The organism is Draconibacterium sediminis, from assembly GCF_000949475.1.
Taxonomy (GTDB): Bacteria; Bacteroidota; Bacteroidia; order Bacteroidales; family Prolixibacteraceae; genus Draconibacterium; species Draconibacterium sediminis.
In genome coordinates this window covers 198231-222674 of record NZ_JRHC01000003.1, presented here as the reverse complement: position 1 = coordinate 222674, position 24444 = coordinate 198231, and the positions used below count along the sequence as shown (strand labels likewise).

23 protein-coding genes are annotated in these 24444 nt (G+C 42.0%); 13 read left to right on the top strand and 10 right to left on the bottom strand.

The genetic code is table 11. The features are described 5' to 3' along the window. Nucleotide 1: 1 nt before the first annotated feature. Entirely contained in the window at nucleotides 2–451 is a 450-nt protein-coding gene (locus LH29_RS13430; RefSeq protein ID WP_052670922.1) for a YybH family protein, read from the bottom strand. 70 nt (nucleotides 452–521) lie between these two features. On the opposite strand from LH29_RS13430, the gene LH29_RS13425 reads away from it, so the two are divergent. The 3 genes from LH29_RS13425 to LH29_RS13420 are packed head-to-tail and all read left to right on the top strand — an operon-like array spanning nucleotide 522 to nucleotide 2456. Continuing rightward, complete coding sequence (locus LH29_RS13425) at nucleotides 522–1634, top strand: DmpA family aminopeptidase (protein WP_045031040.1); 1113 nt, start codon at nucleotides 522–524, stop codon at nucleotides 1632–1634. Between the two features lie 12 nt (nucleotides 1635–1646). Beyond that, complete coding sequence (locus LH29_RS25125) at nucleotides 1647–1727, top strand: T9SS type A sorting domain-containing protein (protein WP_157493709.1); 81 nt, start codon at nucleotides 1647–1649, stop codon at nucleotides 1725–1727. A gap of 3 nt (nucleotides 1728–1730) precedes the next feature. Next, on the top strand, nucleotides 1731–2456 hold the full coding sequence (locus LH29_RS13420; RefSeq protein WP_045030636.1) for an SIMPL domain-containing protein: 726 nt from the start codon (nucleotides 1731–1733) through the stop codon (nucleotides 2454–2456). 80 nt (nucleotides 2457–2536) lie between these two features. Here LH29_RS13420 and katG read toward each other — a convergent pair whose 3' ends face one another. Beyond that, complete coding sequence (gene katG / locus LH29_RS13415; protein ID WP_045030635.1) at nucleotides 2537–4708, bottom strand: catalase/peroxidase HPI; 2172 nt, start codon at nucleotides 4706–4708, stop codon at nucleotides 2537–2539. A gap of 204 nt (nucleotides 4709–4912) precedes the next feature. Beyond that, entirely contained in the window at nucleotides 4913–5737 is an 825-nt protein-coding gene (locus tag LH29_RS13410) for a glycoside hydrolase family 16 protein (RefSeq protein ID WP_157493693.1), read from the bottom strand. Nucleotides 5738–5861: 124 nt separating this feature from the next. Here LH29_RS13410 and LH29_RS13405 point away from each other — a divergent pair, with 124 nt between their 5' ends. Beyond that, nucleotides 5862–6476, top strand: coding sequence for a beta-phosphoglucomutase family hydrolase (locus LH29_RS13405; RefSeq protein WP_045031036.1), 615 nt, complete (start codon nucleotides 5862–5864; stop codon nucleotides 6474–6476). Nucleotides 6477–6486: 10 nt separating this feature from the next. After that, nucleotides 6487–7416 carry an AEC family transporter gene (locus tag LH29_RS13400; protein WP_045030634.1) on the top strand — a complete coding sequence of 310 codons (930 nt, stop codon included), beginning with the start codon at nucleotides 6487–6489 and terminating at the stop codon, nucleotides 7414–7416. Nucleotides 7417–7506: 90 nt separating this feature from the next. Here LH29_RS13400 and LH29_RS13395 read toward each other — a convergent pair whose 3' ends face one another. The 3 genes from LH29_RS13395 to glyA form a co-directional block, all read right to left on the bottom strand. Beyond that, nucleotides 7507–8433 (bottom strand): CobW family GTP-binding protein, encoded by a 927-nt coding sequence (locus LH29_RS13395; protein WP_045030632.1) that lies wholly within the window; start codon nucleotides 8431–8433, stop codon nucleotides 7507–7509. A 144-nt stretch (nucleotides 8434–8577) separates the two neighbouring features. Then, the gene (locus LH29_RS13390; RefSeq protein WP_052670978.1) at nucleotides 8578–9330 is read right to left on the bottom strand and encodes a sulfite exporter TauE/SafE family protein; all 753 of its coding nucleotides are present in this window, start codon (nucleotides 9328–9330) and stop codon (nucleotides 8578–8580) included. Between the two features lie 345 nt (nucleotides 9331–9675). Beyond that, the gene (glyA, locus tag LH29_RS13385) at nucleotides 9676–10956 is read right to left on the bottom strand and encodes a serine hydroxymethyltransferase (protein WP_045030630.1); all 1281 of its coding nucleotides are present in this window, start codon (nucleotides 10954–10956) and stop codon (nucleotides 9676–9678) included. Nucleotides 10957–11487: 531 nt separating this feature from the next. Here glyA and LH29_RS13380 point away from each other — a divergent pair. Continuing rightward, nucleotides 11488–11922 (top strand): hypothetical protein, encoded by a 435-nt coding sequence (locus LH29_RS13380; protein WP_157493692.1) that lies wholly within the window; start codon nucleotides 11488–11490, stop codon nucleotides 11920–11922. A gap of 256 nt (nucleotides 11923–12178) precedes the next feature. Here LH29_RS13380 and odhB read toward each other — a convergent pair whose 3' ends face one another. Together odhB and LH29_RS13370 are read right to left on the bottom strand one after the other, a co-directional pair. Beyond that, the gene (odhB, locus tag LH29_RS13375) at nucleotides 12179–13447 is read right to left on the bottom strand and encodes a 2-oxoglutarate dehydrogenase complex dihydrolipoyllysine-residue succinyltransferase (RefSeq protein ID WP_045030627.1); all 1269 of its coding nucleotides are present in this window, start codon (nucleotides 13445–13447) and stop codon (nucleotides 12179–12181) included. Nucleotides 13448–13458: 11 nt separating this feature from the next. Further along, nucleotides 13459–16194 (bottom strand): 2-oxoglutarate dehydrogenase E1 component, encoded by a 2736-nt coding sequence (locus LH29_RS13370; RefSeq protein WP_045030625.1) that lies wholly within the window; start codon nucleotides 16192–16194, stop codon nucleotides 13459–13461. Between the two features lie 181 nt (nucleotides 16195–16375). Here LH29_RS13370 and LH29_RS13365 point away from each other — a divergent pair, with 181 nt between their 5' ends. Together LH29_RS13365 and LH29_RS13360 are read left to right on the top strand one after the other, a co-directional pair. Continuing rightward, entirely contained in the window at nucleotides 16376–16819 is a 444-nt protein-coding gene (locus LH29_RS13365; RefSeq protein ID WP_045030624.1) for a DUF4293 domain-containing protein, read from the top strand. 134 nt (nucleotides 16820–16953) lie between these two features. Further along, nucleotides 16954–17673 carry a nucleotidyltransferase family protein gene (locus LH29_RS13360; RefSeq protein ID WP_045030623.1) on the top strand — a complete coding sequence of 240 codons (720 nt, stop codon included), beginning with the start codon at nucleotides 16954–16956 and terminating at the stop codon, nucleotides 17671–17673. Between the two features lie 3 nt (nucleotides 17674–17676). On the opposite strand, the gene LH29_RS13355 is transcribed toward LH29_RS13360, so the two are convergent. After that, nucleotides 17677–18555, bottom strand: coding sequence for a glycosyltransferase family protein (locus tag LH29_RS13355; protein WP_045030622.1), 879 nt, complete (start codon nucleotides 18553–18555; stop codon nucleotides 17677–17679). A 201-nt stretch (nucleotides 18556–18756) separates the two neighbouring features. Beyond that, nucleotides 18757–19590, bottom strand: a complete 834-nt coding sequence (locus tag LH29_RS13350) for an HAD-IIB family hydrolase (protein ID WP_045030621.1) — start codon at nucleotides 19588–19590, stop codon at nucleotides 18757–18759. A gap of 196 nt (nucleotides 19591–19786) precedes the next feature. Between LH29_RS13350 and dapB the strand changes: the two genes are divergently transcribed. The 5 genes from dapB to LH29_RS13325 all read left to right on the top strand — a co-directional run bounded on the left by dapB (nucleotide 19787) and on the right by LH29_RS13325 (nucleotide 24369). Beyond that, complete coding sequence (gene dapB, locus LH29_RS13345; protein WP_045030619.1) at nucleotides 19787–20503, top strand: 4-hydroxy-tetrahydrodipicolinate reductase; 717 nt, start codon at nucleotides 19787–19789, stop codon at nucleotides 20501–20503. Between the two features lie 11 nt (nucleotides 20504–20514). Continuing rightward, nucleotides 20515–21855, top strand: coding sequence for a signal peptidase I (lepB, locus tag LH29_RS13340; protein WP_045030617.1), 1341 nt, complete (start codon nucleotides 20515–20517; stop codon nucleotides 21853–21855). A 129-nt stretch (nucleotides 21856–21984) separates the two neighbouring features. Further along, complete coding sequence (locus tag LH29_RS13335; protein WP_045030615.1) at nucleotides 21985–22335, top strand: LapA family protein; 351 nt, start codon at nucleotides 21985–21987, stop codon at nucleotides 22333–22335. 249 nt (nucleotides 22336–22584) lie between these two features. Beyond that, nucleotides 22585–23136, top strand: coding sequence for an RNA polymerase sigma factor (locus LH29_RS13330; protein WP_045030612.1), 552 nt, complete (start codon nucleotides 22585–22587; stop codon nucleotides 23134–23136). Nucleotides 23137–23205: 69 nt separating this feature from the next. Further along, nucleotides 23206–24369: a FecR family protein gene (locus LH29_RS13325; RefSeq protein ID WP_045030610.1), complete on the top strand. Its 1164-nt coding sequence runs from the start codon at nucleotides 23206–23208 to the stop codon at nucleotides 24367–24369. Nucleotides 24370–24444: the final 75 nt, after the last annotated feature.

The following is a 24444-nucleotide window of genomic DNA, read 5'->3' as shown; positions in this document are numbered from 1 at the left end:
ATTAACTTTCACCGCTTGAATGATCGCTGATAATCACCCACTCCCCATCAATCATTTGAATAACCAGCGTAAAATGACCAGCAAGGTCACCAATTTCGCGGGTCAACTCATACCGCCCGATTAAAAAAACTGTATTGGTGTCAATTTTATTTAAATCCAGAATTTTGAATTTCAGGTGCCCCATTGCTGTTTTATCCGGGTATCCTTTTTTGTAGCTATCCAGCGTGGCCTGCCAGCCGTATGTTGGTCCGCGCGAGCCCATAAAAACCAGTTTATCCGATTTCCAGTAGGTTTCCATAAATTTTTCGAGGTTCCCCTCGTTCCAGGCTTCTGCTTGTTTATCGAGTAACGACAGAATATGCTCCTTTTCACTTTTTGTGATTTTTTCCTGAGCAAATCCGTTAATAAAAAACAACGAAAGGATTACACTGAGTACAAAAGTCCTTCTCATAAAATGATTTTTAGAATTGGATGTTGAAAATAGTGTATTTTTAAAGTTCACATTCAACAAACAAAACAAAATGTTACGAATCTCTCTGTTTTTCCTGCTGTTTCTGACTTTTTATTCCGCATTTTCGCAACGACTGCGCGATTACGATATCAAACCCGGAGTTCTGATTCCAGGCCAATTAAATGCCATTACCGATGTGCAAGGAGTAAAAGTTGGCCATACAACAATTGTTGAAGGCGAAAATATTCGTACCGGTGTTACTGCAATTATCCCGCATCCCGGAGACATTTTTCAGGAGAAAGTGCCAGCTGCCATTTATATCGGAAATGGTTTTGGGAAGCTGGCGGGATACAGCCAGGTAGAAGAGTTGGGGAATATTGAAACTCCTATCGTATTAACCAACACATTGAGCGTTCCTACGGCCTGCAATGCTTTGATTACTTACACGTTGAATCGAAATAAAGATGTTCGTTCGGTAAATGCAGTGGTTGGCGAAACCAATGATGGATGGTTAAACGATATCAGAGGCCGGCATGTAAAAGAAAAACACGTTTTAAGTGCTATTGAATCAGCCACAAACGGGCCGGTTGCAGAAGGGAATGTGGGTGCCGGAACGGGTACAATATGTTTTGGATTTAAGGGCGGAATCGGAACTTCATCGAGATTTTTACCTGATGACTTGGGCGCTTATACCGTTGGTGTTTTGGTTCAGACTAATTTTGGAGGTGATTTAAAAATCGATGATTTTAATGCCGGCGAGGCTTTGGGAAAATTCCCTTTTAGCGAATCGATACGCAACCAGGAAGACGGCTCATGTATGATCGTGGTGGCGACTAATGCACCAATCGGCCCGCGCAACCTGAAACGCCTGGCAAAAAGAGCGATGTTGGGATTGGCAAAAACCGGTGGAATTGCATCGAACGGAAGCGGCGATTATGTTATTGCCTTTTCTACAGCCGAGGAAAACCGGATTCCGTACAATGTCGAAAATCCGGTAATGGAGATACAAGAACTTCATAACGATAAAATGTCTCCCCTATTCCTGGCTACGATTGAAGCTACCGAAGAAGCGATTTTAAACTCACTCGTGGCTGCAAAAACGACAACAGGAAGAGACGGGCATAAAATAGAAGCCTTACCGATTGAAAAAATCGTTAAGCTTCGTAAAAATACAGCGCGATAATGCGATTTTGAGATTAAACTTTCTTCTGGCATATACTTTGTAACTTTACGGAATCAAAGTAACAGACAAACAGTTAAAATCATTAAAAATTAAGTCATGAAGAGAATTATTTTATCACTGGCCATTATCGTTTTTGCACTCGGCTCTTTTGCTCAAAATATTCAAGGTGGAATTATTACTGTTGAAGGAAAATCGTCAGTAAAATTAGCACCTGAAGACATATCGTTCACTGTAAATTTTAGCGTGAAAAGCGAAAATTACAAGGAGTGCGCCGAAATGTCGGTTGAAAAAATGGAAGAAATCAAAAAACTGTTTATTCAAAACGGGATTGACGAGGAGTTGATAAAAACAAACAGTTTTTCAATCCGCGAAGTACAAAAGTATGATCCTCAATTGCGGCAATCAGTATTTGAAGGCTACGAGGCAAATATTCCGGTAACCATCCGTACCAAAAAAGATTATGAAAAGAATGATAAAATCTTTGAATTGATTAAAGATAATCTGCAATCGAATTTCAATCTGAATTTTGCGCTTTCGGAAGAACAAATGGAAACGGTAAAAGAAAAATTGATTCAGCTGGCCGTAGAAGATGCCAAACAGAAAGCAACCGTGATTGCTAAAAGCGCCGAAGTTAAATTGGGCAAAATCAAATCGATTCAATATGGAGAGCCCAGAATGATTGGACCATACAATACAAACATGGAACTTATGCGCGCAGAATCGATGCCTGCCATGAGTGCAGCAAAAGCTGATATTACTTCAGTGCTTTCGCCCGACGAAATTGAAATGCGCACAAACATTGTTATTGCCTGGGAGATATAAGATTACAATTAGCAAAAAGACATAAAAAAGGCTGTCCAAAATAAGTATTGGACAGCCTTTATATTTATAAGAGCTATTGCTTATTCAACATCAAAACGATCGGCATTCATTACCTTATTCCAGGCTTTCACAAAGTCGGTTACAAATTTTTCTTTGCTATCGTCTTGTGCATAAACCTCAGAGTAGGCGCGCAAAACAGCGTTCGATCCAAATACCAGATCAATTCGTGTTGCTGTCCATTTTACTTCGCCGGTTTTTCGGTTACGAATATTGTAAAGTCCATTTCCGGTGGGTTCCCACACGTAGGCCATATCGGTAAGGTTTACAAAAAAATCGTTGCTTAGCGCACCCACGTTATCAGTAAACACTCCGTGTTTTGTACCGGCATGGTTTGTTCCCAACATGCGCATTCCGCCAATCAGCACCGTCATTTCATGAGCTGTTAATCCCATCAGCTGGGCACGATCTAGCAGCAATTCTTCCGGACTAACCACGTAATCCTTTTTCTGCCAGTTCCGAAAACCATCGGCCAATGGTTCAAGCGGAGCAAACGACTCAGCATCGGTCATTTCATCGGTAGCATCTCCCCGTCCGGGCAAAAACGGAACAGATACATCCATACCTGCATTTTTAATGGCCTGCTCTACCCCAACATTTCCGGCCAATACAATTACATCGGCTACGCTAATTCCGAATTCAGCAGCAATTGGTTCAAGTACCGCTAAAACTTTTCTGAGACGCTCCGGCTCATTTCCTTCCCAGTCTTTTTGAGGAGCCAAACGAATGCGGGCACCATTAGCACCACCACGCATATCCGATCCACGGAAAGTTCTTGCGCTATCCCATGCTGTAGAAACCATGTCGGCAATGCTAAGTCCTGAAGCAGCAATTTTTGCTTTTACCGCATCCACATCATAATCTGAAATACCTGCGGGTACAGGGTCTTGCCAAATCAGATCTTCCTCTGGTACATCCGGCCCGAAATAACGCGCTTTGGGCCCCATATCACGGTGCGTAAGTTTAAACCAGGCACGCGCAAAAGCATCCGACAGCGCATCGAAATCATTCATAAACTTTTCTGAGATCTTTCTGTACTCCGGATCCATTTTTAAGGCCATATCGGCATCGGTCATCATCGGGATGGTACGGATTGAAAAATCCTCCACATCAGCAGGTTTATCTTCTTCTGCAATACTCACAGGCTCCCATTGCTGAGCACCGGCTGGACTTTTACGCAATTCCCATTCGTGGTTAAACAGCATTTTAAAATAACCGTTATCCCATTTTGTTGGCTCTGTTGTCCAGGCACCTTCCAAACCACTGGTAACCGTATATCTTCCTTTACCGGTTTTATGCGGATTCTTCCAACCCAAACCTTGCTCATCCACATCGGCAGACTCAGGGTCCGGTCCCAACGCCTCTGCATCGCCGTTACCGTGAGTTTTTCCAACGGTATGTCCACCGGCAGTCAGCGCCACTGTTTCCTCATCGTTCATAGCCATTCGGCGGAAAGTTTCGCGCATTTGCTGAGCTGTTTTTAAGGGATCAGGCTTTCCGTTTACACCTTCCGGGTTAACATAGATCAATCCCATTTGAACGGCCGCCAGCGGATTTTCCATCGTTTCGGGCTTTGTTACATCATCGTAACGTTCGTCACTAGGTGCGAGCCATTCTTTTTCGGCTCCCCAGTAAGTGTCTTTCTCCGGATGCCAGATATCTTCGCGACCAAAGCCAAAACCAAAGGTTTTTAGTCCCATACTTTCGTACGCGATGTTACCAGCCAAAATGATCAAATCGGCCCAACTTACTTTATTGCCGTATTTCTTTTTAATGGGCCAAAGTAGTCGGCGCGCCTTGTCTAAACTCACATTATCGGGCCACGAGTTTAGTGGTGCAAAACGTTGATTTCCGGTTCCACCGCCACCACGGCCATCGGCAATACGGTATGAACCCGCAGCGTGCCAGGCCATTCTAATCATCAAACCTCCGTAATGCCCCCAGTCGGCAGGCCACCATTCCTGGCTATCGGTCATTAAATCGTGAAGATCCTTTTTTAAAGCTTCAACATCCAGTTTTTTTAGTTCTTCCCGGTAACAAAATTCTTGTCCTAAAGGATTTGTTTTAGTGTCATGCTGATGCAAAATGTCGAGATTTAATGCAGTGGGCCACCAAGACATAACCGATGAGCCGGAAGCGGTATTTCCACCATGCATTACAGGACATTTGCCTTGTTTTGAATGATTGTTTTCCATATACTTAGTTTTAAGTGATAATTTATGTAACTATCCTTATAAGATACGAAAAACAGCACGACTAAAAAATGATTAATTCTTTAATTTACAAGCTTTTAAATACTTAAAATTAATGATCAATAGATTTTATCTATGCCGTTTGAGATTTAAATAAACGTAATAATAATTTGTAAAAACAGAAGTGTGAATACATGCAATCGAACGCTACTTTTCTTTATACACTTTCACATAATCGACATAGTACTTTTGAGGTAACAAATCATCAGCAATTCCCTGCTGACCTCCCCAACCTCCTCCAATGGCCAGGTTTAGTATCAGGTAATGTGGTTTATCAAAAGGCCAAACACTATTTCCTGCACCTTCGTTTTCAAAGGTGAAATAAAGGTTGTCATCCACATAGAATAACATCCGGTCTTCAAACCATTCAACCGCGTAAATATGAAAATCATCCCATGGTTTCTCAACAGTAATGCTGTTGCCTTTATTGGTTCCTCTTACATGGTTGTAGGCTTCGGTGTGAATATTTGCATGAATAACATCAGGATCAAAACCAACATTTTCCATAATATCGATTTCGCCACATTTGGGCCAGCCCGTACCATTGCGTATTGCATCGCCCAACATCCAAATTGCAGGCCACGTTCCAACACCGGTTGGAAGTTTAGCACGTACTTCAATTTTTCCGTACAGCACACTTTTCTTTCCATAAGTATTTAAACTAGCTGAAGTAATTTCAGTTCCTTCCCAGTTATCTTTGCGGGCCTCAATTATCAGGTTTCCATTTTCAACACGTGCATTTTCCGGTCGCTGTTTGGTATAGTATTGTGCTTCTTTATTTCGAATATAACCTTCTTCGTAATTCCAGATTTCAGCATCCGGAAGCCCATCTTCCTCAAAATTATCTTCCCAAACCAGTTGCCATTCAACTTTTTCAGAGTTTGCAGAACCATCTTTCTGATGGAATTTTTCATTTGTAACGATTGCCAGCAAGCAGATATAACTTGCCATAAAAGTGGTAAAGTAGTTCATTGTCCGTTCGTTTAGATTTCCTCAAATATAACTTTTTTAACTGATGATTAAATCTTCACTTATTAACGATTGAACTTTCATGCAGTGTTGGGGTTCTGTTACTTTTACCGCAAATTATAGAAACATGGCAATTACAGTTCATCCCGAGGCGAAAGCCTTGATTTTTGATTTAGACGGAACCCTGTCGAACTCGCTTCCGGTGCATTTGGAAACCTGGAAAATAGTGGCGAAAAAATATAAATTTGATTTTGACCCGAATATTATTCATGAAATGACAGGCCGCCCAACTATTGAATTTGCCAAACGAATTGTTGAGCAATACAAAGTGGATGAACAGCCCGAAATACTGGTTCGCCTGAAACAACAATCCTTTTGGGACTCGGCACATTTGCTTGAACCAATTGAAGAGGTAATTTCGATTGTAAAAAATTACCACGGGAAACTGCCCATGTCGGTAGGAACCGGTGCAAGCGGAAAAAGTGCCGAAGTGCAGTTAAAAGAACTGGGTATTCGCGAATATTTCGATTTTGTGGTTTCGGCCGACGATGTGCAGAAACACAAACCTCACCCTGAGACCTTTGTAAAATGTGCCGAATTGATGGGTGTTGAACCACAATTTTGCCAGGTTTTCGAAGACGGAGATTTGGGAATTTCTGCTGCCAATGAAGCTGGAATGTTTGTTACCGACGTGCGTGAACATATTGTTTATGGCGACTGGGCAATGACTGAAAACAAGTAAAACCGGATTTATGGCACATTTTTTACTGGCCCTGAAGACTGTTGCGCCCCTGTTTCTCGTCATCTTTACCGGAACGCTTTTTTCGCGTACAAAAGCGGCTCATGGGCCGTGGGTTGATGTGCTGAACAAATATGCACTGTGGATCGGATTCCCGGCACTGGTTGTTGCATCGCTGATGCACCTCGACCCGCAAGGAGAATCCTATACGCAACTCATTCTTATTAATTCGGTATATATTGCGACGTGCATGTTACTGGCCTTCCCCATCGCGCGGATTTTTAAATTTTCAAAGCGTTTACGCAGTTCACTATTCCTTATCCTATCGTTTGGGAACGTGGCTTACCTCGGCATCCCGGTTCTTCGTAGCAGCTTTGGCGACGATATTTTGCCGGTAGCAGCCGTATTATCTGCGGTATATGTTTTCTGGCTGCTTACGCTTGGTGTAATTCTTATCGAATCTACAGGAGAAGAATCAATTCGGCCGAAGAAATTAATGTTGAGTCTGGTCAAAAACCCACTGCTGATCTCCGTTTTTGTGGGTGTAACTATCGTACTGTTTCAAATAAAAGTACCGACGTTTATCGATAAAACTGTCAGCCTTTTTGCCGAATCGGTAACAGCTATCGTACTATTCTCTCTGGGGATATTCCTGGGGCAAAATAAAATTGGAGTTCCCCGCGAATGGATCCGGGTTTTCGGTTTTGTTATTGTTACCATGATCATTCTTCCTTTGCTGCTTCAATTTAGCATCCGAACTGCCGGTTTAAACGATCTACAGTTTAAAGCCACTATTATCGATTCGGCAATGCCACTAGGGCTAACGCCGTATGCGCTGGCCGTTCAGTATAAACTGGAAACAAAACTGGTAGCTCGAATTGTGGTGCTGGGCACACTGCTTTCGGTAATTATTATTCCGCTGTGGATCGCGTTTCTAGGCTAAGAGATTAGTTCTCGCAGATTTCGCTGATGCCACAGATTTCTTCCGGATTAAAATTTCTTATCTGCGTAAATCCGCGAAATCTGCGTGCAATTATATTTCAGGATTAAAGTCTAAAGCCAGCCCATCCAATTTCCCAATAAAAACGATATGACTTTCGGGTGCCTCCAGTATTAAATCGCCTTCTTCCAGTTCAAAGCGGCCTCCAACTCCCTGCAAAATATATTCAAAAGGCTCGTTCTGAAAACACACCACCCCTTTGCAGCGATAAATCTGGCTTTTATAAATGTCGAGTGTATACTCCAGCCAGTAGAGAAAATCGTCCCGTTTTAACGGTGCAGAGAACGAAAGTGTTTTGGTTTGCACCAGCGCATGATTGCTTTTGTACGAAAGAAAAGAATACGCATTAAACGAATGTTGTCTAAGGTCTTTCAGTTTCAGCTCTTTTGCCTCTCCAAAACTTGTTGATTGAATTTTTGCCAATGGAGCCAGATTTTTCAATCTTTCTGTTAGTTCCTCTTGCTGCTTCTCATCAAGATTTTCGGTTTTGTTCAGCAAAATAAGGTCGGCAATAGTTAACTGTTTATACGCCATTTCTTCTTCCGGCAGATCATCAAAGTTCAAGGCATCAACCAAACAAATCGCGCCGTTGTATTCGTAGAGTTCTTTCAGGTCGTCATCAGCAAAAAAAGGTTGAATTACAGGAGCCGGATCAGCAATTCCGGTGGTTTCAATCAACAGGTGATCCACATTCGGGAAACGTTCAGCCAGTTCTTTTAGCACCAGCTCGTACTCATCAGAAATGGAGCAACAAATACAGCCCTGTTTTAATTCGAACATCTGGCTAGCCTCAACACCTTTTATCAGTCTGGTATCGATTGGAACAGCACCAAATTCATTTTCTACCAAAGCAAACTGGGTGTCGGGATTTGATTTCAGCAGAAAGTTGATAAAAGTAGTCTTCCCAGCCCCAAGAAAGCCGGTGATTATGGTTACTGGTATTTTATTTTGTATACTCACTTTCTTCTAAACAAGTCCCCTTCAGGGGATTTAGGGTTCCACCCTCCTCCGTCAATTGACGGACACTCCCCCTAAAGGTGGAGAAATTCTTTTTCCATAGGGAATTTCCAACTCGTGGCTGGTAGCTCGTAACTCGTAGCTTCCTTAAATCACTCCAAACAAATTCAAAATCACAATTACCATGGCCAGAATCAGCACGTAACGCACATATTTTGCACCGCCCCTTACGGTAAAGTTGGCGCCCAGCCATGCGCCGAACATATTGCCGGCAGCCAGTATTAAACCCGCAACAATATCAACTTGTTTATTGTAAATAAATATCCCGAGGGAAAACACGGTGTAAATTAAAACAATAAAAACCTTTATTGCATTGGCGCGCACAAGGTTATGTCCACAGCCCAAAACCAACCCGGCCAACAGAAAAAATCCTACTCCCATTTGAATAAATCCTCCGAATAAACCGATTGCAAAAAAAATGATGTATTGCAGCGGCGACGGTTTGGGATTAACCTTCCCTATCTGATCGGTAATCCATACTTCAGGTTTTAAAACCACAAGCAGCAACAAAACCACCATTAATCCGGCGATGATATTTTTAAGCAGGTTGGGGTCAATTTCAACGGCAAACAATGCCCCGATTATCGATCCGACAATAGCAGGAATTGCCAGCCGGTAATCCTTTGTAAAATCAAGTACTTTCTTCTGTTTGAACGTTTTTACCGCAATAACATTTTGCATCAAAATGGCGATTCGGTTGGTGCCATTGGCAATATTGGCCGGTAAGCCAATAAACATTAATAAAGGAATAGTTAGCATAGAGCCGCCCCCTGCTGTGGTGTTAATAAATCCGGCGGCAATTCCGGTTCCGATAAGTGCCAGTATCATGTACCATTCCATACGTAGTTCTTTTAGTTTCGAGCTGAGAGTTTCGAGTATCAAGGATACAACTTAACAACTAATCAGTTTAACAATTGGTTTTAAATTCACGCTCCTTCCACCCATTGGTGTTCAGCATATTTTTTTATCACCGAGTTACACCGAGAAGTCACAGAGTTTCACTGAGCACGAAATTCGATTTTAATTTTACAGTTCAGCAATTTAACAATTTCATTTTCGTAAAGTTACAATGCACTTTTGTTTTTCTTAACGCATTACTCACAACTTAACCAATTCACCCCTTTAAAATGAAAAAAGCCCGAAAATAATTCCGGGCTTTATATGCTTTAACTTGTAAGTTCAATACTAGTAGGCAAACAGCGGGAAGTCCTTCATTAACTGGTGAACTTTTTCGCCAACTGCTTTAATGTATGCCTCGTCGTGAATGTTTGCAATCGAATCGTCGATCAGTTGAACGATCTCAGGCATCAGATCTTCTTTTACACCACGGGTTGTAATAGCCGGTGTACCTACACGCAAACCTGAAGTCTGGAAAGGAGAACGGCTATCAAAAGGAACCATATTTTTGTTAATGGTAATCTCCGCATTTACAATGGTATTTTCTACCACTTTACCGGTGATCTCAGGGTATTTTGTACGCAGATCGATCAACATCGAGTGGTTATCAGTACCGCCCGAAATTACTTTGTAACCCAAATCAACAAAAGCCTGTGCCATAACAGCAGCATTCTTTTGCACCTGTGCCTGGTATTCTTTGTACTCCGGTTCCAGAGCCTCGCCAAATGCAACAGCTTTTGCAGCAATTACGTGCTCAAGCGGTCCACCTTGCTGACCAGGGAAAACAGCAGAATCCAACAATGACGACATGGTACGAACCACACCTTTTGGCGTTGTAATGCCCCAAGGATTTTCAAAATCTTCACCTATCAGGATGATACCCCCGCGAGGTCCGCGTAGTGTTTTATGTGTTGTCGAAGTTACAACGTGAGCATATTTTACAGGATTATCAAGCAAACCGGCTGCAATTAAACCTGCAGGGTGAGCCATATCAACCATAAACAATGCACCTACTTTATCAGCAATTTCGCGCATGCGTTTGTAGTCCCACTCGCGGCTGTATGCCGATGCACCACCGATGATCAACTTTGGTTTATGCTCGATGGCCAGCGCCTCCATCTCATCGTAATCCACACGTCCGGTATCTTCTTTTACCTTGTAGGCAATCGGATTGTAAAGAATACCCGAGGAGTTTACATGCGAACCATGCGAAAGGTGACCACCATGCGAAAGGTCGAGTCCGAGGAAGGTATCGCCCGGCTTAAGAATAACACTCAACACTGCGGCATTTGCCTGTGCGCCCGAGTGCGGCTGAACATTGGCCCACTCAGCACCGTACAATTCTTTAATACGGTCGATGGCCAATTGCTCGGTCATGTCAACAAACTGACAACCACCATAATATCTTTTTCCCGGATAACCTTCAGCGTACTTGTTGGTCATTACCGAACCCATTGCCTCCATAACCTGCTCACTTACAAAGTTCTCTGAAGCAATCAGCTCAATACCGCCCAACTGACGTTCGTGTTCCTTCCTGATAATATCAAAAACCAAAGTATCTCTCTTCATCTTGTAACTGAATTAATTTAATGAAAGCGCAAAGTTAATACATTTTAATTCAGCCTTTTGATGATATCGGATAGAAATTGGGAGATTTTTTGAACAATTAAGATAAGTCATGTTAAGAGCTGCGAATCTGTCTGAAGAAAATAGATTGCCCGCTGGTTCCGTTGTGCAATCAGAACCTTTTTAGCCTAGTTGGCAGAGGCACGGATTACAAATCGCGCCAGCGGGGGGTAGTTTTTATTTTGCGCAGCGTAAAGTTCAATGTATTCGGCAACTTTGGTTTTAATTCTTAAAAAATAACAGATTTTTTGTAAAGAATTTGCTTTGGGAGTACTCCCAAAGGTTCCCTACCGCGTGTTTCCTGCTTTGGGAATACTCCCAAAGCTTCCTCAACGCAGGTTTCTTGTTTCGGGAAGGTACCTGTGGCGCAACTAACAAGGCCTGTTTCGCAATAAAAACAGCTATGCCATTAAACTTTTGCTTTTGGTTTTTATCTAAAGCAGCTGAACTTTATCAACAAAAAACAAATTTGAAATGAAACGAACAGTATTTTTAGTAATGGTGCTGGTAAGTGCACTGGTTATTTCGTGCAACAACGGGGGAAATAATTCGCAACGACTACCCTTTGGCAACGGTGGCGGAATGGGACCCGGTAATTTTGATCCGCAGGCGATGGTTGATCGACAGATTGAAGAAATGGACGAAAACCTTGATTTAAGCGACGATCAGGAAGAGAAAATCCGCGAAATTATGGAAGAGAATTTTGAGAATATGGCTGCCATGCGCGAAGAAATGCAAAACAGCGGTGCCGGTTTTGAAGGGATGCGCGAGAAAATGCAGGAAGTTCGCAAAGAGCAAGATAAGAAAATGAAAGAAGTTCTTTCGGAACAGCAATGGGAACAATACCAGGTGATGCAGGAAGAAAGACGCCAAAGACGCGGCCAGGGTGGTTTCCCTCCTCAGAATTAGTTTTCAGTTAGCAGTCGCAGTTAGCTGTTTTTAGAAAGATCCGATCCGTATTGTTAAAAATTAAACGGATCGGATCTTTTATTTTATTGGGCATTCGTCACTGGTCACTGGTCATTGGTCACCGGTCATTGGTCATTAGGAGCGGCTCACTTGAAACTTGAAACTTGAAACTTGTAACATGAAAAGGATGCCATCCCAAAGTCTTTCAACTTATACGGATGGCATCCTTTCTGTCAACTGAGACTGCAAACTGCGATTATATCCCCAGCATCAGTTCACCGGCATCTTTTCCTCCGGTTAGTAAGCGCTCCGGATTTTCAAGCAGTTCTTTCAGTTTCACCAGGAAACCTACCGAATCTTTACCATCGATAATACGGTGATCGTACGACAGCGCCACATACATCATCGGGCGAATTACCACCTGGCCGTTTACAGCCACCGGGCGCTCAACAATATTGTGCATGCCCAGAATACCCGATTGCGGCGGGTTAATAATCGGCGTTGATAGCAAGGACCCGAAAACACCACCATTGGTTATGGTAAATGTTCCTCCGGTTAATTCTTCAACCGTAATTTTTTTATTTCGTGCCTTTTCGGCCAGTTCCTTTATTTCAAGCTCAATTGCCGGAATCGTTTTACTTTCGGCATTGCGCACAATGGGCACCATCAATCCTTTTGGTGTTGATACCGCAATACCCACATCAACAAACTTGGGCATTACAATTTCTTCGCCATCGATTTGTGCATTCACCATCGGATGGAAATCCATAGCCGTAGCAACCGCTTTGGTAAAAAACGACATAAAGCCCAGTTTTAATCCGTGGGTATCCACAAATTTCTGCTGATACTTTTTGCGCATATCCATTACGAAGCTCATGTCGATCTCGTTGAAAGTGGTGAGCATTGCCGTTTCGTTTTTCACCGAAACAAGGCGTGCACTCAACTTACGTCGCAGGCTCGACATACGCTCACGCTCTTCGTCGCGTGTTGCCTCTTTTTGCGGAATGGCGGCAGCAGCTGTTTGCGGCGCATTTACCACAGCTTCCACTTCTTTTTTGCCCAGACGTTTCAGGCCGTTAATCACATCGTCAACCGACAGGCCATGCTCTTTCATCATTTCCTTAGCTACCGATGTTACTTTCACCTTATCATGTTCGCTGCTGGATTCTGGATCCTTGATTCTCGATTCTTGATTCTCGTTACTGGAACCTTGATCCTTCATGTTAGATGCAGGTTCCTTATCTGTCGACTGAGACTGAGACTGTCCACTTTCAGCTGCCGGTGCTTCCACGCTCGTATCAATCGTACAAACCACTGCCCCAACTTCAACAGCTTCTCCTTCTTCGGCTTTAATGGCAATTTTACCGCCTTCGCTGGCAACAATGGTCAGTGTGGCTTTGTCCGATTCCACTTCGGCTATTTCCTGGTCTTTGGCAACCAAGGCTCCGTCTTGAACAAGCCAACTGCCAATTTCAACTTCGGTTATAGATTCTCCCGGACTGGGAACTTTGATTTCAATAATCATATTTTGGTTTTTTATGAAGCTACAACTTCTTTTTGTTTAAACACTGTCTCCAAAATCTGGTCGAGGCCTTTTTTGTGTTTTTCCATCAGTCCAACCGCAGGGCTGGCGCTTTCAGGGCGGGCAACAACTTTAAAGCCCAGGCAATCTAATTTGCGGTTGATAAACGGCCAAGCTCCCATATTTTCAGGTTCGTCCTGTGCCCAAATCAACTCGGTGGATTTTGAATATTTACTCAGTATTTCATTGATCTGCTTATTCGGAATCGGGTAAATTTGCTCCAAACGCACAACTGCCGTATTCGAAATGCCGTGTTCGGTTTTGTATTTTGCCAGATCGTAATACAAACGACCGGTAACAAACACTACCTTCTCCACCAAATCTGGTTCTGCAACCGGATCGTCGATAATTTCTTTAAAATGTCCTTCTGCCAACTCTTCAATGGTTGAATGTACCATCGGGTGACGCAACAAACTCTTTGGCGTAAACACCACCAACGGCAGGCGCATTTTCATTTTCACCTGGCGGCGCAACAAGTGGAACATATTGGCCGGAGTGGTTGGCATTACCACCTGAATATTGTTGTTTGCCGAAAGCTCAAGAAAACGCTCCAATCGTGCCGACGAGTGTTCCGGTCCCTGCCCCTCAAAACCATGAGGCAACAACAGGGTCAGGTTATTCATCAATCCCCATTTCTCGAAAGCTGAAGTAATGTACTGATCGATTATCACCTGTGCCACGTTATGGAAATCGCCAAACTGGGCTTCCCAAATGGTTAGTCCGTTGGGTTCCGACAAAGCATAACCGTATTCGAATCCCATTACGGCATATTCCGACAGCGGCGAATTGTACACTTTAAAACGCGCCTGATTTTCGGAGACATGCTTCAAGGGGAAATATTTATCTTCCGTGCCGTCGATAACAAAAGCTGCATGACGGTGAGCAAAGGTTCCGCGCTCGGTATCCTGCCCGCTTAAACGCACCGGATGACCTTCGGCAACCAGTGTTCCGTAAGCCAGCAACTCTCCCATCGCCCAATCCAAACGGTTATCGTGAACCATCATTTTCCGGTCGGAAATAATTCGGTTTACCTTTTTGAAGAATGGAAGATCTTTGGGTAAAGTATAAATCTTTTCTGCCACATTTCTAATTGCATCTTCTCCAACACCTGTCTCAACCGGCTCATTAAAGTTGGCTTTCGATGGCAGCTCGTAATTCTCGAAATCTTTTACAAGGAATTTGCGGATCTTTAACTTTTCAATTTTCTCCGACTCCTTGTATTTGCCTTCCAAAAACTGGTCGAACTCGCGAACCTTCTTCCTCGATTCTTCGTGGGTCATAATTCCCAGTTCATTCAATCGGTCGGCATAAATATCGCGCGGATTTTTATGTTTTGAGATGGCCTTGTACAACATAGGTTGTGTAAAACGCGGCTCATCGCCTTCGTTGTGTCCGTATTTGCGGTAACATAAAATATCGATAAACACATCAGAATGAAACTTCTGACGGAATTCCATAGCCAGTTTGATGGTCCAAACCAGGGCCTCTACATCGTCGCCATTTACATGAAAAACGGGTGAACGCGTTACTTTGGCCACGTCGGTACAATAGGTACTCGAACGTGCCTCGAGGTATGGCGTTGTAAATCCAACCTGGTTATTAATGACCAGGTGAATTGTTCCGCCTGTTTTATAACCCGGCAACTGCGACATTTGTATGGTTTCGTAAACCACACCCTGTGTTGCAATGGCCGCATCGCCATGAATAACAATAGCCGCTGCCTTGCTGTAATCGCGCTGGTATTCGTACTCAATCTGAGCGCGAACCATTCCTTCAACAATCGGCGCAACCGTTTCCAAATGCGATGGATTGGGAACCAGTTTCAGTTTTACTTTTTTACCAAAATCGGTTTCCACCTCATTTTCATACCCCAGGTGATATTTTACATCGCCCTGCGCAATATCGTCTTCGTATTCGGTTCCGTAAAACTCTTTAAAAATATTCTGATAAGGTTTTTCCAGGATGTTTGCCAAAATGTTCAAACGTCCGCGGTGCGCCATTCCCATAATAAATTCTTCCATTCCCAGTTCGGCGCCGCGTTCAATAACGGCATCGAGTGCCGGAATTATTGCCTCGGCTCCTTCCAGCGAAAAACGCTTTTGCCCGACAAACTTTTTATGGATAAAATTTTCGAACCCTACCGCCAGCTTCAAATGATAGAAAAAGTGCTTTCGCTTTTCATCGGTGTACTCCTCCGAGTTTTGGGTACTTTCCATTCGCTCGCGCAACCACTGCACCACCTCAGGATGCCGCATGTAAACATATTCGACACCAATCGACCGGCAATAAGTGGCCTCCAGATGCGCAATAATGTCTTTTAGTTTTGCGGCACCGATTCCGATTTCGTTACCGGCCTGAAATGTTTTTTCCAGATCAGCCTTTTCCAGTCCGAAATTCTCGATATCAAGCGTTGGTGAATACTTACGACGTGCACGAACAGGGTTGGTTTTGGTGAAAAGGTGTCCACGCTGACGATAGCCATGAATGAGATTTAAAATGGCAAATTCTTTATCGATATTGTCGGGTTTAATGCCCGACGGTTTCTCAGGGTATTGTTTTCGGGCCAGTTCAAAACCCGAAAAAAACTGTTGCCAACTCTTATCTACCGATTCCGGGTCTTCAAGATAAGACTGGTATAGGTTTTCAATCGCCTCGATTTCCTGGTTTCCCACAGACGAAAATTTATCCATAGTTGATTTTTAATTAACTTTAATATGATATTCAAGAAACAATGCAGTTTTTTTATTGTTTACCTGCTATCATAGTTTTTTCCTATCAAAATTAAGCTTTCCTGATGATTTTTAGCCACGCACAGCCGATTTGGTTTTGAGAAATATTTTGATTGGCTATTTTTGCTAAAAATTTACGACAATGATTCAAAGAATTCAGACCTTGTTTATGCTGGCGGCCGGTATGTTAATCGGTTCGTTATACCTACAAAAATTTGCAGACATCATCGTTAACGATCAGCTGCATATTTTTAATGCTTTTGGAATTTTCAAAGACGAAGAACTGCTTTTTAGCGGTTTGCCACTAATGATACTGATTGGCATTATTGCCGTGCTTCATTTGGTGGCGCTGTTTTTATATAAAAAACGTATACTTCAAATCCGCATTCTAGCATTTACAATAATCCTGATGCTGGGGCTTTTCGGACTGTTCTTTTATTTTACTTACGCCAGTTTCGAGGAAGTAAAAGTGGCCTTTAAAGTTGCCGTTGCCCTGCCGCTTGTTTGTGTTATTTTGGATTGGCTGGCTATTCGCGCCATTGGTAAAGACGAAGCTTTGGTAAGAAGTCTTGATCGGATAAGATAAAAACTGAATGGAGAATGTCGATTAACGATTTGTGATTGATGATGTGCTAAAATTGCGATCAACACAGCGGTTGATACTTCTGCAATCATAATTCGTTAATCATCATTCGAAATTCAAATCCTAAAAATTGAACTATGCAAGCAATGTTATTCGCCGCCGGGTTGGGCACCCGATTAAAAGACGAAACGGCCGATAAACCAAAAGCACTGGTTGAAGTTGGCGGTAAACCCTTGCTGCAGCATGCCATTGAGAAACTGAGTGCTGAAGGAGCCACAAGAATAGTAGTTAACGTTCATCATTTTGCACCTCAGGTAATTGATTTTATTCATAGCAAGAGCTGGAGTATTCCGGTACTTATCTCCGACGAAAGCGACAAACTGCTGGAAACAGGTGGCGGACTAAAATTTGCATCTCACCTTTTCGCACCCGGCGAGCCGATACTTATTTACAATGTTGATATTCTGAGCAACATTAATTTGCACGATGTATTGGCGCAGCATACCCAATCAAATGCCATTGCCTCCCTGGTGGTTCGGCAGCGTGAAACACAACGTTACTTTAAGTTCGATGCGGAGCACAACCTCGTGGGTTGGATCAATAAAAAAACGGGCGAAACAAAAATTTCCCGGCCTGAGAACTTCCGGGAAGCTACCGAGATGGCTTTTAGCGGCATTCATATTGTAGAGCCGCAGATTTTTGATTTTATGCCCGACGAAGATCGTTTTTCAATCGTTCAGGTATACCTCGAACTGGCAAAAACCAAAAATATAAGAGGTTACTTTGATACCTCTGAATTGTGGATGGATGTTGGCAAACCTGCACAACTGGAGGAAGCACGCGAGTTGTTTAGATAATTATTATTTCAGCAACTTATAATTCCGGTATTCAAACAAGCGCACACCGAATATTTTCTCGATTCGGTATAATAAGCGATACTTCAATTTCATTTGAATTTTATCGGTATCTACGTTAACATCCCAGTTCAATCGTTTTATCCGGTTCTGCATCACCTTTGGGTGCGTACCATCAAAGCGTGTTAGCGCATCGTATTCTGCACCATAATTAAACTCCTGTTCCGATGCTTTCTTTTTCGCCTCCTCTTCCGAAATTCCGTCATAAAAGGCTTTTACCGAATCAACCTTCTCCTGCATAAATTTGGGGTGGCGTACCCAACCATAATGGTAAATTTCAGCCTCAACCGGAACCACATTTAACTTCTCCCCTTTTTTCCGAAATCCCTGTGCATCTTTATACGATCGTATGGATTTATCATTCCGAATCACCCGAATCTCATTGCGGTACCAGTGCCTGCAATCGCCCACATAATCGTAAGTACCGTAAAAATGACGATAGCTAAATAACAGCCCTTCCACCTCTCTTCGTTCAAGGTTGGATTCCATAGCCTTTTGAATTACCGGCAAGTATCTCTCGTGCAGCACCTCATCGCCCTGAATGTAAAAACACCAGTCGTATTCATCGGGAATAGCATCGAGCGCTTTATTGGTTTCGTCGGCATAAACAACGCCGCCTTCGCGCAATGAATCATCCCAAACCGTATCCACAACACTTATCTTTTCCGGATCGATTTCTTCTATAATTTTTCGGGTGTTGTCTTCCGATTGTCCAACGGCAACCACAAAATGATCACAAATGGGCAAAACCGAAGTTATAGCTTCAATTATTGGGAAATCATACTTTTCGGCATTTCGGATAAAGGTAAAACCACAAACTTTCACAGGATCGTATTTTCGGAATGAATAAGAGAGATTTAAGTCAATAACAATACTCTCGTTTACTTTGGCTAAATAATAAATTAAAATTTACTTCGGTATTATTTCACAATTGATTATCACTGAATACCCCGCCCCTAAAGGGAGCAGAGACAATCAATTCGCTCCCTTTAGGGATGGGGTAATCGAATTGATATTTGGTAAATTTTAAGTCAATAACGATTGTACCGAAAACGCAAAAGCATCATTTTCATTGCTTGGGATAATCGGATATTTATTCTTTATTTCATGTGGCGAATTGTCGGTTAAAAACGAATGCATGGTAAATTCCAGCAAATCAAAATCGTTGTAATCGTTCCCCAGTCCCATGGTTTCGTCTTTCGAGATTCCCAGTCGTTTACATATTTCGTTCACGCCGTTTCCTTTCGACACGGAATGATGAAAGACCTCAATCCAGATATATCCCGGTGTAATTGGCGACGATGCCCGGATCACCCTGATCTCGGGACACAAAGCTTCAATCTCTGTTTTCAGGCGGTTAAACCGCTCTTCGTTCTGTTTTATAATGATCAGGAACTGGCACAATTCACCATTTGGTAACTCGTCGGTGTTCAACGGTTCGGCATGCGCTACATTAAATTTAAAGTACCGTTCAAACTCCTCGCAATCGTCCTTTCCGCGGTAGTAGTAATGCTTGTGATTATCGGGAACCGGGTAAAAAGCGTGAAAATTTACATCTTGCTGAACGAAATGAGTAAGCAGTTTTTGTGCCGATGATACTTTTATATTCTGGTTGGCAATAAGTTCTTTTTTTTGCCAGTTGTACACTCCTGCCCCTGATGAAAACACCACATAATCGAAAGGCAGATCGGGCTGCAACACATCTTTTACTTTCTGCAAATTCCGACCCGTTGCTGCAACCCGAACGATCTGTTTCTCGCCCAGTTTGTGCAAAGCATCAATGTTTGCCTGACTAACGCTACGGTCGTTTTTCAGAAAAGTACCATCCAAATCGGTTGCAACCAGTTTTATGTTCTTCATCTCCTTCTATTATCACGATAAAATTAGGCAAAAATCAATTAGCTGAATATTTGTGGCTTTAAATTTCCGTTAATCCTGTTCACCCCTTTCCCGCTTGTGTTCATCGAAATAATTTTAAGTGCAAAACAACTATGGCTACATTTGAGTATTGTTTTATATTTGTGGCTTATTCTAAAAACAGATAATCAGCAAAATAATGAGAATTGCACTAATTGGCTACGGGAGAATGGGAAAGGAAATTGAAAAAATCGCGGTGTCACGCGGTCACGAAATCGGCCTTACCATCGATCTCGATAATCAAAACGACCTTACGGTAGAGAATCTCAAAAAATGCGATGTTGCCATTGAATTTACCATTCCTGCATCGGCAGTAAATAATTATAAATTGTGTTTCGAGGCGGGTATTCCCGTAGTTAGCGGAACAACCGGCTGGCTCGATAAAAAAGACGAAGTATATAGTAAATGTGCCGAAACAGATGGTACATTTTTTTATGGAAGTAACTTTTCGGTGGGTGTAAACCTGTTTTTCGAGCTAAATAAAAAACTGGCCGAACTGATGGCTCCGCGTGCTGAGTATGGTGTTGAAATGACTGAAGTTCATCACACCAAAAAACTGGATGCACCAAGTGGAACTGCAATTAGCCTGGCCGAAGACATTATTGAAAACCTTCCGGAAAAAAATGCCTGGGTAAACGACAAAACGCCTGCCGACAATGAAATGAATATTAAATCGGAGCGCGTTGGACAAGTGCCCGGTATTCACACCGTAAAATACGAATCGGAAATCGACTTTATTGAAATTACACATAGTGCAAAAAGTCGCACCGGATTTGCATCAGGCGCTGTGCTTGCAGCCGAATATTGCCTTGATAACAAAGGCATTTTAACAATGAAAGACTTACTAAAATTATAAAATTAGAATTAATGATACGTTCGATCCTAACAAATAAGTGGTTTAAATTCATCACTGTAGGAATACTTTACTCGCTTTGGGTAATCTGGCTGGGAAGCTACCTTTGGTTTCTGGGACTGGCCATAATTTTCGACATTTACATTACTGAAAAAGTACACTGGGCCTTTTGGAAAAAGAAAAACCCTCCCAACGGGAAACAAACCAAAGTTGTTGAATGGGTCGATGCGATAATTTTCGCGGTAATTGCCGCTACTTTTATTCGTATGTTTTTTATTGAAGCATACACCATTCCTACTTCGTCGATGGAAAAATCGATGTTGGTGGGCGATTACCTTTTTGTAAGCAAAACGGCTTACGGGCCAAAAACGCCAAACACGCCGCTGTCGTTTCCGTTTGTGCACAATACCATGCCGGTTGTTGGCGGGAAATCATACTCTGAAGCCATTCAGAGACCATACAAACGACTGGCAGGTTTTACCGAAGTAAAGAATAACGACGTGGTTGTTTTCCATTTCCCCGAAGGCGATACCGTAGCCTTGGGTGCGCCTACCCAGAGTTATTACCAAATGATAAGAGATTATGGTAGAAGCCGGGTTTGGAGCGACAAAAGAAATTTTGGCGAAATTATTTCAAGGCCGGTTGATAAACGCGAAAACTACATTAAACGTTGTGTTGGGATCCCGGGCGATAAAATCGAAATTAAAATGAGTCAGTTGTATGTAAACGGCGAAGAGCAGAAAAAATTCGACGGCGTTCAGTACAACTACCTGGTTGAAACCAACGGAACGGCAATAAATCCGAAAGCGCTCGACCGTTTGAACATTTCGGCAGCTGACCGCAACTCTTTTTCAAGCAAACAATATTTATTACCGTTAACCGAGGAAGCTGCCGGAAAAATTAAAGAATTTGCCAATGTTACTTCTGTTGAAAAAATATTGGAAGAACCAGGCGACTGGGAACGGGCTATTTTCCCAAGCGACAGCCGCTTCCCATGGAATGTTGACAACTTTGGGCCGTTAACCGTTCCGGCAAAAGGCGAAACAATCGACCTTACCATTGATAATCTGCCGCTTTACGAAAGGATAATCGATATTTACGAAGCAAACGATTTGGAAGTTGATGGCGATCAGATAAAAATTAACGGTGAAGTAGCCACATCCTACACGTTTAAAATGGACTACTACTGGATGATGGGTGACAACCGCCACAACTCGGCCGACTCGCGTTACTGGGGTTTTGTGCCGGAAGACCATGTAGTTGGAAAAGCCAAATTTATATGGCTATCGTTGGATAAAGACAAAAGTTTCCCGGCAAACATTCGTTTTAAACGCCTGTTTACCGGAGTAAAATAAGCAACCAGCAAAACACTTGATTGTAAGCTGCACGCACAATCATATTGAAAAATATACGTTAAAAGGATAATAGTGAATCTGTTATCCTTTTTTTATAATTTCGGAATTGATACTTGAAAACCATCAATTATGCAGTTTATCATTGTAATTCTATTGATTCTGGCCGTTTTACTGGTAATTTTCACCCTTCAAAATGCCATGGACATCACCCTTAATATATTGTTCTGGGAAATAAAAGATGCTCCGTTGGTGCTGATTCTACTGAGCTGCATTTTTTTGGGTTATTTGATCTCTGCATTTTATTTTTATCCGCAACTGTGGAAGGTAAAACGCGAGTACAAACAAATGCTGAAGTTTAATGCAGAGCTAAAGGAATTACACCAGATGAATGAAACGGAAAAGCCGGAAGAAGAAAGCGATCCGGAAGGAATTGAGCTGGACGATGATGACGATGATGACGACACTTTTTTTAAAGACTAAACATGAACGACAGAGCACTTTTATTAAGTACTGCATACTTCGCTCTTGCATATTTTTATACAAGCGAGTATGCATTTTGCAGTTTAACTGCAAGTTAAAGAAGTCGTGCCATTTGAATCACAAAAACAGAATACCTTTCTATCTTATTTGCCTTTGCGTTTCCTATTTTTTTTATATCTTGCCTCATCAATAACCGTAAAATGCGGTTAAATTATTGCGGGACAGAACTAACTATAATCAGACATTTAGGTGCTAAACGATAAACTTATTCTTAAAGAAATAAGAAAAGGTAACTCCTCTGTTTTTGAAAGCGTTTTTCATGAACAATACGATTCATTAGTAAAATTTGCCAACCATTTTCTATTGGATTATAAAGCCGCAGAAGATGTTGTACAGGGAACATTCATTTATTTATGGGAAAACTCTTCGTCCATTCAAATAAAATCATCCGTTAAAGCCTATTTGTACCAGTCCGTAAAAAACAGCAGCCTGAATCAGCTTCGTGCTTTAAAAATCAAGGATAAATACGAGTTACAATATCTTGAAGCTATTTTGGAAACAGCTGATGATAAATGGATAGATGATGAGGAATTGATTGAAAGTATAAAACAGGCTCTGTTAAAGTTACCCAAACAAATGTATCTCATTTTTTGCAAAAAATATTTCGAAGAACAATCGATTAAAGAAATCGCTAACGAGATGTCGCTAAGCGAGAATACCATTAAGGTTCAACTGCATAAAGGGCGCAATTCAATACGCCAGATTCTTGAAATGGCCACTTCATTCATTTTTTTATTTTAATTTTTTTCGTTAAAAAATAAACCTTTTGCTTTTGGCATGTGCCTTACATTAAAGTTTAATTTCTAATTAATGAAGAAAGACATAGATTATTCAATAATCTGGAAATTTTTTAACGCCTCATTGTCGACTTCCGAAGAGAAAGAGCTAAATGATTGGCTTGATGCAGACATAAAACACCTCCAACATTTTGAAAAACTAAAAGAAAAGCAACCACAAATCCCCCACACTGATTCAAATATCAGTAACTCTGATATTGCCTGGCAAAATATTCGGCTAACCCCCAAACATCCAAAACGCCACTTCTGGAAAATAGGTGTGGCTGCAAGTATATTGCTTATTGTTGGTGTTTACTCCGGCTACAAGTTACACATCGAAAAAGCAAACAAGATTATTAGTGCTGAAAACATCCAGATTGAGCCGGGTGTAAAAAAAGCAACCCTTGTGCTTAACAGCGGGCAAAAACTGGAGCTGGAATCGAAAAAAGACACCCTCATCAAAGAGGCTGAAGTAACGATTGAAAACAGCAATAGTGAACTGAATTATAAAAAGAACGAAAAAGAGAAAGCGCCAAAACGGGCAAAAGAGATTCAGTATAACACACTTATTGTACCCCGTGGTGGCGAATACGATCTTGTTCTCTCGGATGGTACCGAAGTAAAAATTAATTCAGAATCAATACTCCGGTATCCGGTTGTTTTCGAGAAAGGGAAACGGAATGTTGAGCTCATCGGGGAAGCTTTCTTTCATGTAAAAACCGACTCTCTGCGACCGTTCGTTGTAACGTCGGCAGAGCACCAGGTAAAGGTATATGGTACGTCTTTCAACGTAAAATCTTATAAAAACGACGACTATATTGCTACCACTTTGGTGAGCGGGAAAGTTACCGTATCGAGTGATAAAAAAGATGCCGCTGAACAACTATTAAAACCTGGCTACCAGAGCATCTACAAAAAAGAGTCGGCGGAATTCGAACAGAAGAAAGTGGATATTAAGGAATTTACGGCATGGAAAGATGGTCGCTTTTATTTCCGGAACATGCCTTTGGAAGAAATTACCCAAATATTGGCACGCTGGTACGATGTTGACTTTAAGTTTAAAAACAAGACTGTCAAAAATCTCACCTTTAATGGCAATTTAAAGCGTTACGATAATATACAGCTAATATTAAATCAATTAGGAAAGACAAACGAAATAACATTTTATGCCTATGACCAAATAATTTACGTTGACTAATCAGGGGTGAAGTCCTGAAAAAAAGTACGGGAAGCGCGACCAACACTTCCCGCGAACACAGTTATCAAAACTATG

Coding starts and splice junctions, on each gene's coding strand:
- LH29_RS13430 (WP_052670922.1), bottom strand. CDS start 451: ATGAGAAGGACTTTTGTACTCAGTGTAATCCTTTCGTTGTTTTTTATT.
- LH29_RS13425 (WP_045031040.1), top strand. CDS start 522: ATGTTACGAATCTCTCTGTTTTTCCTGCTGTTTCTGACTTTTTATTCC.
- LH29_RS13420 (WP_045030636.1), top strand. CDS start 1,731: ATGAAGAGAATTATTTTATCACTGGCCATTATCGTTTTTGCACTCGGC.
- katG (WP_045030635.1), bottom strand. CDS start 4,708: ATGGAAAACAATCATTCAAAACAAGGCAAATGTCCTGTAATGCATGGT.
- LH29_RS13410 (WP_157493693.1), bottom strand. CDS start 5,737: ATGAACTACTTTACCACTTTTATGGCAAGTTATATCTGCTTGCTGGCA.
- LH29_RS13405 (WP_045031036.1), top strand. CDS start 5,862: ATGGCAATTACAGTTCATCCCGAGGCGAAAGCCTTGATTTTTGATTTA.
- LH29_RS13400 (WP_045030634.1), top strand. CDS start 6,487: ATGGCACATTTTTTACTGGCCCTGAAGACTGTTGCGCCCCTGTTTCTC.
- LH29_RS13390 (WP_052670978.1), bottom strand. CDS start 9,330: ATGGAATGGTACATGATACTGGCACTTATCGGAACCGGAATTGCCGCC.
- glyA (WP_045030630.1), bottom strand. CDS start 10,956: ATGAAGAGAGATACTTTGGTTTTTGATATTATCAGGAAGGAACACGAA.
- LH29_RS13380 (WP_157493692.1), top strand. CDS start 11,488: ATGAAACGAACAGTATTTTTAGTAATGGTGCTGGTAAGTGCACTGGTT.
- odhB (WP_045030627.1), bottom strand. CDS start 13,447: ATGATTATTGAAATCAAAGTTCCCAGTCCGGGAGAATCTATAACCGAA.
- LH29_RS13370 (WP_045030625.1), bottom strand. CDS start 16,194: ATGGATAAATTTTCGTCTGTGGGAAACCAGGAAATCGAGGCGATTGAA.
- LH29_RS13365 (WP_045030624.1), top strand. CDS start 16,376: ATGATTCAAAGAATTCAGACCTTGTTTATGCTGGCGGCCGGTATGTTA.
- LH29_RS13360 (WP_045030623.1), top strand. CDS start 16,954: ATGCAAGCAATGTTATTCGCCGCCGGGTTGGGCACCCGATTAAAAGAC.
- LH29_RS13350 (WP_045030621.1), bottom strand. CDS start 19,590: ATGAAGAACATAAAACTGGTTGCAACCGATTTGGATGGTACTTTTCTG.
- dapB (WP_045030619.1), top strand. CDS start 19,787: ATGAGAATTGCACTAATTGGCTACGGGAGAATGGGAAAGGAAATTGAA.
- lepB (WP_045030617.1), top strand. CDS start 20,515: ATGATACGTTCGATCCTAACAAATAAGTGGTTTAAATTCATCACTGTA.
- LH29_RS13335 (WP_045030615.1), top strand. CDS start 21,985: ATGCAGTTTATCATTGTAATTCTATTGATTCTGGCCGTTTTACTGGTA.
- LH29_RS13325 (WP_045030610.1), top strand. CDS start 23,206: ATGAAGAAAGACATAGATTATTCAATAATCTGGAAATTTTTTAACGCC.